The sequence below is a fragment of the Aquabacterium sp. genome, assembly GCF_036279655.1.
In the GTDB taxonomy this organism is placed as follows: Bacteria; Pseudomonadota; Gammaproteobacteria; order Burkholderiales; family Burkholderiaceae_C; genus Aquabacterium.
The window spans coordinates 1-10,263 of record NZ_DASUIT010000096.1; the positions used below are offsets into that span (position 1 = coordinate 1).

Annotated in this window: 11 protein-coding genes, 1 tRNA gene and 1 pseudogene; 5 read left to right on the plus strand and 8 right to left on the minus strand. The window is 65.1% G+C overall.

Annotated features, from left to right (window positions below; genetic code table 11):
- On the minus strand, window positions 1–1,553 hold a 1,553-nt coding region (leuA, locus tag VFW84_RS11545), incomplete at its 3' end, for a 2-isopropylmalate synthase (RefSeq protein WP_329680606.1).
- Between the two features lie 154 nt (window positions 1,554–1,707).
- Here leuA and VFW84_RS11550 point away from each other — a divergent pair.
- A complete protein-coding gene (locus VFW84_RS11550) occupies window positions 1,708–2,184 on the plus strand; it encodes an Lrp/AsnC family transcriptional regulator (protein ID WP_329680607.1) in 477 nt (158 codons plus the stop codon).
- Window positions 2,185–2,203: 19 nt separating this feature from the next.
- Window positions 2,204–2,935: a hypothetical protein gene (locus VFW84_RS11555; RefSeq protein WP_329680608.1), complete on the plus strand. Its 732-nt coding sequence runs from the start codon at window positions 2,204–2,206 to the stop codon at window positions 2,933–2,935.
- Window positions 2,936–2,951: 16 nt separating this feature from the next.
- Here VFW84_RS11555 and VFW84_RS11560 read toward each other — a convergent pair whose 3' ends face one another.
- The 6 genes from VFW84_RS11560 to VFW84_RS11585 form a co-directional block, all read right to left on the minus strand.
- Window positions 2,952–3,575 (minus strand): DUF2894 domain-containing protein, encoded by a 624-nt coding sequence (locus VFW84_RS11560; protein ID WP_329680609.1) that lies wholly within the window; start codon window positions 3,573–3,575, stop codon window positions 2,952–2,954.
- Window positions 3,572–4,237, minus strand: coding sequence for an OmpA family protein (locus VFW84_RS11565; protein ID WP_329680610.1), 666 nt, complete (start codon window positions 4,235–4,237; stop codon window positions 3,572–3,574). The genes VFW84_RS11560 and VFW84_RS11565 overlap by 4 nt, the downstream gene beginning before the upstream one ends.
- On the minus strand, window positions 4,237–6,285 hold the full coding sequence (locus VFW84_RS11570; RefSeq protein ID WP_329680611.1) for a DUF802 domain-containing protein: 2,049 nt from the start codon (window positions 6,283–6,285) through the stop codon (window positions 4,237–4,239). The genes VFW84_RS11565 and VFW84_RS11570 overlap by 1 nt, the downstream gene beginning before the upstream one ends.
- On the minus strand, window positions 6,282–7,109 hold the full coding sequence (locus VFW84_RS11575) for a DUF3348 family protein (protein WP_329680612.1): 828 nt from the start codon (window positions 7,107–7,109) through the stop codon (window positions 6,282–6,284). The genes VFW84_RS11570 and VFW84_RS11575 overlap by 4 nt, the downstream gene beginning before the upstream one ends.
- Complete coding sequence (locus tag VFW84_RS11580; RefSeq protein ID WP_329680613.1) at window positions 7,036–8,085, minus strand: NADP(H)-dependent aldo-keto reductase; 1,050 nt, start codon at window positions 8,083–8,085, stop codon at window positions 7,036–7,038. Before VFW84_RS11580 ends, VFW84_RS11575 begins: the two co-directional genes overlap by 74 nt.
- 79 nt (window positions 8,086–8,164) lie before the next feature.
- Complete coding sequence (locus VFW84_RS11585) at window positions 8,165–8,548, minus strand: hypothetical protein (RefSeq protein ID WP_329680614.1); 384 nt, start codon at window positions 8,546–8,548, stop codon at window positions 8,165–8,167.
- Between the two features lie 192 nt (window positions 8,549–8,740).
- On the opposite strand from VFW84_RS11585, the gene VFW84_RS11590 reads away from it, so the two are divergent.
- From VFW84_RS11590 to VFW84_RS11600, 3 genes and pseudogenes are all read left to right on the plus strand, one after another.
- Entirely contained in the window at window positions 8,741–9,028 is a 288-nt protein-coding gene (locus VFW84_RS11590; RefSeq protein WP_329680615.1) for a DUF1778 domain-containing protein, read from the plus strand.
- Between the two features lie 20 nt (window positions 9,029–9,048).
- Complete coding sequence (locus tag VFW84_RS11595) at window positions 9,049–9,525, plus strand: GNAT family N-acetyltransferase (RefSeq protein WP_329680616.1); 477 nt, start codon at window positions 9,049–9,051, stop codon at window positions 9,523–9,525.
- Between the two features lie 128 nt (window positions 9,526–9,653).
- A pseudogene (locus tag VFW84_RS11600) lies at window positions 9,654–9,791 on the plus strand (IS3 family transposase); the annotation flags it as partial.
- Between the two features lie 207 nt (window positions 9,792–9,998).
- On the opposite strand, the gene VFW84_RS11605 reads toward VFW84_RS11600, so the two are convergent.
- Window positions 9,999–10,089: transfer RNA gene (locus VFW84_RS11605), tRNA-Ser, on the minus strand.
- Between the last annotated feature and the right edge of the window lie 174 nt (window positions 10,090–10,263).

The window sequence follows — 10,263 nt, forward strand, 5'->3', positions numbered from 1 at the left end:
TCGACGACCGCGCAGGCGGGCGCGCTGCCCGATGTGGCGCTGGCCGTGGTCGAGCGCTCCTCAAAGCTCAACACACGCCAGCCCGCGCCCAGCTCACTCAGCGCGGCCACCGCGGCATCCACCGGGCCATTGCCCTGACCGCTCAGGCGCATGGCCTGGCCGTCAACGGCCAGCTCCAGCGTGATGCCGAGCTGACCCGCTGCATCCCAGACACGGTAGCCCACGTAGCGCACACCGGCATCCTGGGGCATGTAGGTCTGCCCGAACAACTCGCGCACCATCGTTGATGAGACCTCGCCGCCCACCGCCTCGGTGTGGCGCTGTACCACGCCCGAGAACTCCACCTGCATGCGGCGCGGGATCACGATGCCGTGGTCGGACTCCAGCAGGTAGGCCACGCCGCCTTTGCCCGACTGGCTGTTGATGCGGATGATGGAGTCGTAAGTGCGGCCCACATCGGTGGGGTCAATGGGCAGGTAAGGCACCGACCAAGGCTCATCTGCCTTTTGGGCAGAAAACCCCTTCTTGATGGCATCCTGGTGGGAGCCGGAGAAGGCCGTGAACACGAGATCTCCCACGTACGGGTGGCGCGGATGGATCGGGAGCTGGGTGCAGAACTCGTAGGTGCGGGCCACGGCGTTGATGTCGCCGAAGTCCAAGCCGGGCTCGACGCCCTGGGTGTGCATGTTGAGCGCCAGGGTGACAAGGTCGACGTTGCCGGTGCGCTCGCCGTTGCCAAACAAGCAGCCCTCGACGCGGTCGGCACCGGCCATCAGGCCGAGCTCGGCAGCAGCCACGGCGGTGCCGCGGTCGTTGTGCGGGTGCAAGCTGAGGATCACGCTGTCGCGGCGGGCAAGGTGGCGGTGCATCCACTCGATCTGGTCGGCATAGACATTGGGCGATGCCACCTCAACGGTGGCGGGCAGGTTGAGGATGACCTTGCGCTCGGGCGTGGCGCCCCAGGCGGCGGTCACGGCATCGCACACCTCGCGGGCGAAATCGAGGTCGGTGGACGAGAAGTGCTCGGGGCTGAATTCGAGCGTCACGCGGGTTTCGGGCATCTCGGCGGCCAGCGACTTGATCAACTCGACGGCGTCCACCGCCATCTTCACCACCTCGGCGCGGTCCATGTTGAACACGGTTTCGCGGAATGCATCGTTGGTGGCGGCGTAGAAGTGCACGATGGCCTGCCTGGCGCCCTGGATCGATTCCATGGTACGGCGGATGAGCGGCTCGCGGGCCTGGGTGAGCACCTCGATGCTCACGCCTTCGGGGATGCGGTCGGCTTCGATGAGCCCGCGCACGAAGTCGAACTCGGTCTGCGAGGCCGAGGGAAAGCCCACTTCGATTTCCTTGAAGCCGATGTCGCAAAGCATCTGGAACATGCGCATCTTCTTGTCGACGTTCATCGGCTCGAACAAGGCCTGGTTGCCGTCACGCAAGTCGGTGCTCATCCAGATGGGCGCGCGCTCGATCACGCGGTTGGGCCACTGGCGATCGACCATGGTCACGGGCGAAAAGGGGCGGTATTTGGCGCTGGAGGTGTGTTGCATGGTGGGGGCTGGAGCTGTTTGCCAATCGGTTTGGCGATGTGGAAATCTTATGCCGTCGGCCTCAGCAGATGATTGCGAAGTTGCTCCCAGATTCTTCGTGCATGGCATAAAATTCCAATAATGACTTATAAAAAAGCACAAACAGCCCTTACCCATGAATCCAGCGCCATCTCTTGACCGTTTTGACCGCGAGATCCTTCGGCAATTGCAGCTCGATGGGCGCCTGAGCAATCAGGAGCTGGCCGAGCGCATCGGGCTGTCGCCCTCCCCCTGTCTGCGGCGCGTCCGGGCACTAGAGGACAGTGGTCTGATCACCGGCTACCAGGCCCTGGTCAATGCCAAGGCGTTGGGATTGAGCCTGATGGCCCTGATCCACATCTCGATGGACCAGCACACCCCGGAGCGTTTCGGCAACTTCGAGAGCCTGATCGGCGACATCCCCGAGGTGCTGGAGTGCCTGCTGATCACCGGGCAATCGGCCGACTACCAATTGAAGGTGGTGGTGCGCGACATGGACGCCTACCAGGATCTGCTGCTCAACAAGATCACGCGGATCCAGGGCGTCACGGGGGTGCACACCAGCTTTGTGCTGCGCCAGCGCCTCAACCGGGTGCCGGTGGCCGTGGCCTGAGTCCAGTACGATGCCCGCCATGACCCGACTGACGTCCGAACTGCATCGCCTCTACATGCCGCACCCCGCCACGGGGCAGCCAGCCGACGAGCCAGCCCCTGGCCTGATCGACGCCCAGGGGCGGGTGCGCGCCATGGTCCTGGAGCTGTCCCGCCCGGCCGATTGGGGGGCTCTGTCCGCCGTGTGGCAAGGGGTGCAGGCCGATCTGGCGCTGCCCGCGCCGGCCATCGCGGTGTCGGGCACGGATGGGTTCCAGCTGTGGTTCTCGCTGGCCCAGCCGGTGCCTGCGGCCCAGGCCTGGGCGTTCATGGAGGCCTTGCGTGCGCGCTATCTGCCAGACATTCGGCCAGAACGGTTGCGCCTGCTACCCCAGGTGGACGGCAGCCACCCGGCGCAGCACGCCCGCCTGATCCCGGCCCCACAGGCCGATGAGGATCATTGGTCCGCCTTTGTCGCGCCCGATCTGGCCCCGGTGTTTGCTGACACGCCCTGGCTGGACATTCCACCCGGCCGCGATGGCCAGGCCGATGTGCTGGCCCCCTTGCGCAGCATCCAGCCAGCAGATTTTCAGCAGGCGCTGGCGCAGCTTGAGCCCGCTGCGGCGCAGGCAGCCGTGGTGACGACGGTCGCCCCTTCGGCGCCCTCCCTTTCTGGCTCCGGCACCGACCCTCGGCGCTTTCTGCTCGATGTCATGAACGACGAGACCGTGGCCCTGGCCCTGCGCATCGAGGCGGCCAAGGCGCTGCTTTGAGCGCCCACCGGCATCATCATTTGTCCTTCTTGCCCCGCCGTGCCGACTTGGGTTCGCCCACGGCCAGTTGCTGCTGGACCTGTTCAAGCCACAGCAAGGCATCGAGCTGGGACAGGAAGCGCCTGAGGTAGTCGGGCGACAGATCACGCATCAGGCCCAGAGATCGCAGCACCAGGCGATGAGAGTTGAGCGGGCCGGCATTGTCGGGCGCACGGTCCACGGCCTTGTTCACCTGATCCTGCGCTGCCATCTTGGCCCAGGTTTCGCGGAACAGCCGCAGGCTCTTCATCTCATGGGGGTCTTGCAGCTCGCCCTCCCAGCGCGGGCTCTCCTCCACCCCGGGCTGGCCTTGCTGCAGGTTCTGGATGTGCTCGTTCAACTGTCTCAGTGGGGAGGCCTGCGCCGGGCGTGGCGCCTCTGCTCGGGGGGCCTGCCGGGTCTGCTGGCAGCGTTCGGCGCAGGCTTTCAGCCCCGCATCAAGCTTGTCCGCCAGGATGCGCTGCACGGCGGGTGGCGCCGTCGGCAAGCGCTGGGACAAGACCTCCAGATAACGAAAGCGCATAGGATCCAGGCGCGGCGCGCCCTCGCGACGCAGGGCGTCCAGCGACCAGGGCGGCTCGGCGGGCTCCACGTCGTTCATGGCTTGAGGGCGGGGGCTGGGGTGGGTGTTGGGGCAGCCTTGGGGACGGGGGCCATTTCCACCCGGCGGTTCAGGGCCCGCCCCTTCTCGTCGTCATTGGAGGCCACGGGCTGTTCGGCCCCGAAGGCCGCCGCAAAGACCTGCGATGAGGGCATGCCTTCATCGATCAGCGCTCGGGTCACCGTCAGTGCGCGCTGGGCCGACAGCTCCAGGTTGTCAGAAAAGCGCTGATCCTTGCCGCCACGGATGAGTTTGTCGTCCGTGAAGCCGCTCACCATCAACATCTCCTGGCGCTCGCCGAGATAGACCTTCAGAGGATGAACGAGGCTCTTGAGCAACTGCCGTCCATCGGGGCGCAACTGATCGGAGTTGACCGGGAACAGCACGCTGCCGCTGATGCCGATGCGCCCGTTGTTGAGCGTGACACGGCCCGTCTGCAGCGGGATGGCCAAGGCCTTCTCCAGGGCCATGCGGCGCTGCTCCTCCATCTGGCGCTTGCGAACTTCGGACTCCAGATCGGCCAGCAGGCCCATCTGCACCACCAGCACGCCCACCAGGATCAGCACGAAGGCGCCCACCAGGCCGGCCATCAGGTCGCCAAACACCGCCCAGACCGGCGCGGTGTGTTCGACCCCATCGTCCTGCTCTTGCAGCACGGTCATCAGGCGGCCCTCGCGGCCTGCGCCGACTGCTGACCGTGGAGCCTGCGCAGATCGTCGACGATGCCTTGCTGCGAGGTGATGCTCAGATCGATCACCTCACGGGCTTGCGCCACGTAGTAGGCCAGCTGTTCATCGCTGCGCGCCAGGGACTGGCCGATGGCCGCCTCGATGCGCTGCAGGCTGTCCATCAGCTTCTCGTTGCTGGCGTTGAACAGCTCGATGCCGTGGCTGAAGGATTGACCCAGGCTGGACAGCTCGATCGCACTGCCCGCCACATGCGCGGCCACCTCATCGGCCTTGATGGCCTGGGTGCCCAGGGTCTGCTCGAACTGACGGCTGGCCTGATCCATCACGGTCTTGGCAGAGTCGGCCAGCGCGGCCATGGCGGTGCGCTGATCCCCCGTGCTCTGCTCGATGGCCTGCAGCAGCGCCCGGATCTGGCCCATCACCTCGGTGCGCTCCTGCAGGGCCAGGTTGTCACGCTCGGTGATCCGGCCCATCTCCTGACGCAATTGCGAGATCACGTCCGCCGCGGCCTGCGGCACCTCGGCCGAGGTCTGCAACAGGCGGGTCAGGGGGGCCTCCAGGGCCGCGCCCAGCGTGGCCAGGTGGCTGGCCAGGGCGGCCTGCAGATCCCCCAGCCGATCGATGGCGGCCTGGGCACGCACGGCCTCTTCGTCCCGCAGGGCGCCCAATTCGGCGCGCCACACCGTGGCCAGTTGATCCATGCGATCGGCTTGCTGACTCAGCCACTGTTCTTCAGAGGCAATGCGCGAGCGGATCAGTTCCTCCGAGCGGCTCAGCAAACCGGCCATCTCGTCCAGCGTGCGACCGGCCTGGTGGGCCACGCGCTCGGTGATCTCGCCAGCAGCCTTCTCCAACGTCGCCATCTGACCGGCCTGCGCGCGCGATGCCGCCTCGCCAACCGTGCTCAAGAGCGTGGCCGAGCGCTGCTCGAAGGTCTGCGAGAAGGCGTTCAGCGACTGGCTCAGATCCTGGCTCAGCTTCTCGCTGGTGCGTGCATGGGTGTCGAGCGCAGTGGCCCAGCCCTCGGACACCGTGCGGGCACTGGTCTCCAGTTGGGCCGACAGACCCAGCAACTGCCCCTGCGTCGCATCAACCAGACGCTGGTGGGCGCGCGCCGATTCCTGAGCGATGCCGGACATGGCGGCCTCGACCACCGGCTGCAGGCCATCGACGGCCACGCGGGCGCTGGCCGTCAGGCTCTCGTTCAAGGACTGCCCGACGGTACGGGCCAGATCGGTATAGACCACCGACACCTCGTGGTGGAACTGTGCCTGCTGCCCCAGCAGTTGATCGTTCAACTGCTGGCTGCGGCGCTCCATGCCCTCCACCATGGCCTGCAGGCTGCGAACCATGTCCGGCAAGGCCTGCGCCTGCGCCTGCAAGGCCTGGTAGGTCTGCTCACGTTGATGGGCGTGCGACAAGGGCCTGAGCACCGTGGCCAGGCAAGTCTCCAGTTGCCTCGCCACGGCCACCCGCTCACGGCGACTGATGGCCGACATCAGGCCCAGCATGGCCGAGGCGGCCACCCCCGCCACCGAGGTGCCAAACGACAGGCCCAGACCCTTGATCGGGGCGGCCAGTGCCGCGCGGATGGCCTGCAGATCGGCCGAGCCCTCCAGGGCGAACACCACGCCCTTGAAGGTCACCACCATGCCCAGGAAGGTGCCCAGCATGCCCAGCATCACCAGCAGACCCACCAGATACGGAGTCAGCGCAGGGCCGGGCAAGGCCAGCCGCTCTCCCTCCACGCGCAGGCGCACAGGGTGGCGCAGCGTGGGGTGCACGCGCTCCAGCCAGCCCCCCAAATCCGTCAAAGGCTGGGGGATGCTGGCCAGTGCGGCCGACAAGGACGCGGTGGCATCCCGAAACTGCTTGAGCTCGAAGGCGCCCAGCACATAGACCCCGGCGATCACGGCCGTCATGAGCAGCGCCAGCCAGCTCGAGCCCACGAACCCCACCCCCACCCACGCCACGGTCATCAGACCGATGGCGAAGATCACTGCAAAAACCATCCTGTTCATTGGCTCTTCTCAACCTCGTTGCTGAATGCTTCCATCAATCCCATGACCGGCTGCAGGCGGACGTCCAGCTCCGCCAGCAAGACCTTCTGCCACTCCTGGCAGAAGGCCGCGCGCCACGGCGACGACTCATCCTGCGCGTGGGCCTGTCGCAGATGCTCGAACCGCTTCTCGAACAACACGGGCACGGCCGACAGCAGCTTCTGCTCTCGCCCGCCCAGCATCTTCTCCATCACCCCATCCAGCGCAGCCAGTTGCCTGTGCCGGAGCGAGCCCCTGGACAGCGTCTGCCGCACCTGGGCGCGCAAGGGACCGATCTTCGACTCCATCTGGCGCTGCAGCTCCTGATGAAGCTTGTGAAACGACGCATAGGTGGCGTCCATGTCACCCGCGTGGCGGGCAGCCAGCCCCATGATGGTGTCCACCAGAGACGCCCGCACCCTGGAGAACGCCTCGTCCAGCGCCAGCACCGCCCCGCCGGGCCTCAGAGACGACACAGGCTCGGCCGCCGACTGGATCGACTGCAGCGTCGCATGCAGCGTGACGGTGTCGACCGCCGTGAGCCAGTGGCTCAGACGCTCGGCAAAGTCCTGCCGTGCCGGGTCCATGTCCACCGAGATCGCGTCACCCAGCATGCGCACGAGCCTGGAACTGTTGAAGCTCCTGCTCAAACTCGGTCCTTTGCACAGCTCGGTGTCATCGCCATCGGTCAACCATCGTGGGGGCAGCTTGGGAGGCCGAAGTCTAAACCGATCAGGGCGCCGGATTGGGGTGGCGCCGGTGGATGGCCTCGATGCCCTCCAATACCTCCGGGGGCAGGACCACATCGATGCTGGCGATGTTGCTGCGCAGTTGCGCCAAGGAGGTCGCCCCGATGATGTTGGCCGTCACGAAATCCCGGCTGTTGACAAAGGCCAGCGCGCCTTGGGCCGGGTCGATGCCATGCTGACGGAAGAGGTTCACATACGCCTCGGTGGCGCTCTGAGTGATGTCGCCACTGTAGCGGCTGAAGCGCTCGAACAGGCTCAGGCGGGCGCCCTCGGGCCGCTGACCGCCCAGGTACTTACCGCTGAGCACCCCAAAGCCCAGCGGGGAATAGGCCAGCAGGCCCACTTCTTCACGAATGGCGATCTCGGACAGGCCGATCTCGAAGCTGCGGTTGAGCAGGCTGTAGGGGTTCTGGATGCTGGCCACACGCGGCAACTGACGCGACTCCGACAGATGCACAAAACGGCTCAGCCCCCAGGGCGTTTCATTGGACACCGCCACATGGCGCACCTTGCCCGACTGCACCAGCTCCTGCAGCGCCGACAAGGTCTCCTCGATGGGCACGGTGACCTCGTCCTTGACGTGCTGGTAGCCCAGTTGCCCGAAAGTGTTGGTGGAGCGGTCTGGCCAGTGCAACTGGTACAGATCAATGTGGTCGGTCTGCAGGCGCTGCAGACTCAGGTTGACCGCTTCGAAGAGGTTCTCGCGCGTGAGGGACAGACGCCCCTCGCGGATGTGGCTGGGCCGGGCGGCCTGGCGCGAGGGGCCGGTGGCCTTGGTGGCGAGCACGATGTCCTGGCGGCGACCCCTTTGGCGCAGCCAAGTGCCGATGTACTGCTCAGTGCGGCCCTGGGTGTCCGGACGGGGTGGCACCGGATACATCTCGGCGGTGTCGATGAGGTTGATGCCGGCGTCCAGGGCCGCATCGAGCTGGGCATGGGCCTCGGCCTCGGTGTTCTGCTGGCCCCAGGTCATCGTGCCCAGCGCGATCACGCTGACGTCGATGCCGGTGCGGCCAAGGGGGCGGTATTGCATGCGGGCTCCGTGACAGGTCATGTGGGTTGCTCAGCCGTGATCGTAGGTGATCGCGGCGCCCCTGACCGGCCGTCGGACTTCAGCCCCCTCCAGGCGAACAACTGACGCGGCGGATGTCACAGTCCAGGGGGTCCGGATCGACCTGCCGAGCAGCGATGTGCTCCAGCCAGCGCTCCAGATTCACGCGCTTGCCTGAAGGCACATCGATGGCCTCGACGATGCGGCTGATCTTGAGCGTTTGCAGACCGGGGACATCGTGGCGGCGGACCATGAGCCGGCGCTCCAGATGATGAACCCCCAGCACCGCCACTGCCGCGCGCTGCAACTGCCCGTTGTGGTCGATGTGCAGGAGGGTCCAGTGCGCCAGGGGCTGCACCTTGCGCCGCAGGCTCACCACCCAGGCCAGCATGCAACAGGCAGCGAGAAAGCCGACAAGGGCCAATGCTTCAAGGTTGGGGGCCATGGGGGTACTCCGAGTGTGTGACCGGATCCTAGGCGGTGGCAGCCCGTTTGTAACTCCCGCTCAGGAGGGCACTCGAAAGGGGGTGAACACGCCCCCAATAAGGCCCCCAGCTTGGCAGGCTCGATCACTTCACCTTTCACTTGACTTTGTACGTTAAAACACCGTACATTGACCGTAAAAGAGAGGTTCACCATGTCTATCGATAGCAGCCGCACCACCCGTGTTGAAGCCCGCATCGCCCCCGATGTGCTGGCCGTTGTTCGCCGTGCAGCAGAAATCGAAGGCCGCAGCCTGAGTGACTTCCTGGTCAGCGCCGCCCAGGAAGCGGCCCGCCGCACCATTGAGCAGGCGCAGATCATTCGCTTGTCCATAGATGAGCAACAGCGCTTTGCATCACTGCTGCTGGATCCCCCTGCCCTGGCTCCCGCCATGAAGCGCGCGGCGCAAGCGCATCAAAAGCTGATCGTTTCGAAGCCGTGACGGGAACGTTTCGGATTGAGGTGCTTGCACCCGAGCATGACCGTTCTGGCTTTGCGTGCGGCAGTGATCCGCTCGACCGCTACCTGCGAGAGCAAGCCTCACAAGACATGCGCCGGCGCACCAGCGTTTGTTATGTCGCCATCGACTCCACGACGGGTGCCATCGCCGGTTACTACACGCTGGCGGCTGGCAGCGTGCCATTGACCGATGTCACCGAACAGATGGCCAAGAAATTGCCGCGCTACCCCCTCGTGCCCGTGGCACGCCTTGGACGCTTGGCCGTGAGTTTGAACCATCAAAAACGGCAACTCGGCGCAGCCTTGTTGTGGGACGCCGGGCAGCGTGCCATGCAAGCAGGCATGGGTGTGTTTGCGTTGGTGGTCGATGCCAAAGATGATGTCGCGGCGGCGTTCTATCAACATCACGGGTTTACCGCGTTGAGCAGCAATCCGTTGACGTTGGTGCTGCCCATCGCCACGCTGGCTAAGAAGATTTAATCCCCCTCACCTGAATGCGACGCTGGGTTATCTCAGGCCGATGCAGTATGAACAACGCTGGCTGGCGGCTCAGCGCAAGAACGCCGCATGACAATCCGGGCTAAGCACTCCGAAACTCAGGGGCAACCTCAGTTGAACTGGCAACGCTGGAATGGGTCTCTTGGTTCAACCACCATCGATTGATGGGGCCACTGGGCAATGTCCCGCCTGCTGAATTCGAGGCAAACTACCATCAACAACGCGCTGGTCAGGCCACGACCGTCTGACTTAAACCAACTGGTCTCCACGATACCCGGGGCACTTCAGTGGCATCAGGCAACCCTCTCTAGGTTTGAGAGATGCCCCTGCCATGTTGCCCCCAAATTTCGCGGCTGTAAATGGATGCTAGCGGACGGTCACGGACGAAAAAAAGCCCTAGAGCGTTGATTCTCTAGGGCCTCTTGGACTCCAGCGGACGTTGCCGGATCATGTCTTGGCGGAGAGGGCGGGATTCGAACCCGCGGTGGGCTATTAACCCACACACGCTTTCCAGGCGTGCGACTTAAACCGCTCATCCACCTCTCCGAAGCCCGCTATTGTAGCAGGCATTCAGCACGAATCAGTTGATGGGCACACGTTTGCCGTCTTTGTAGACGTAAAGCGTCATCGCCGGGGTCTTGAGCTCGCCATTGGGCTCGAACTGCACCTTGGCCGTCACGCCCTGGTAGTCGGTCGTGGCCAGCTTGGCGGCGTAGACCT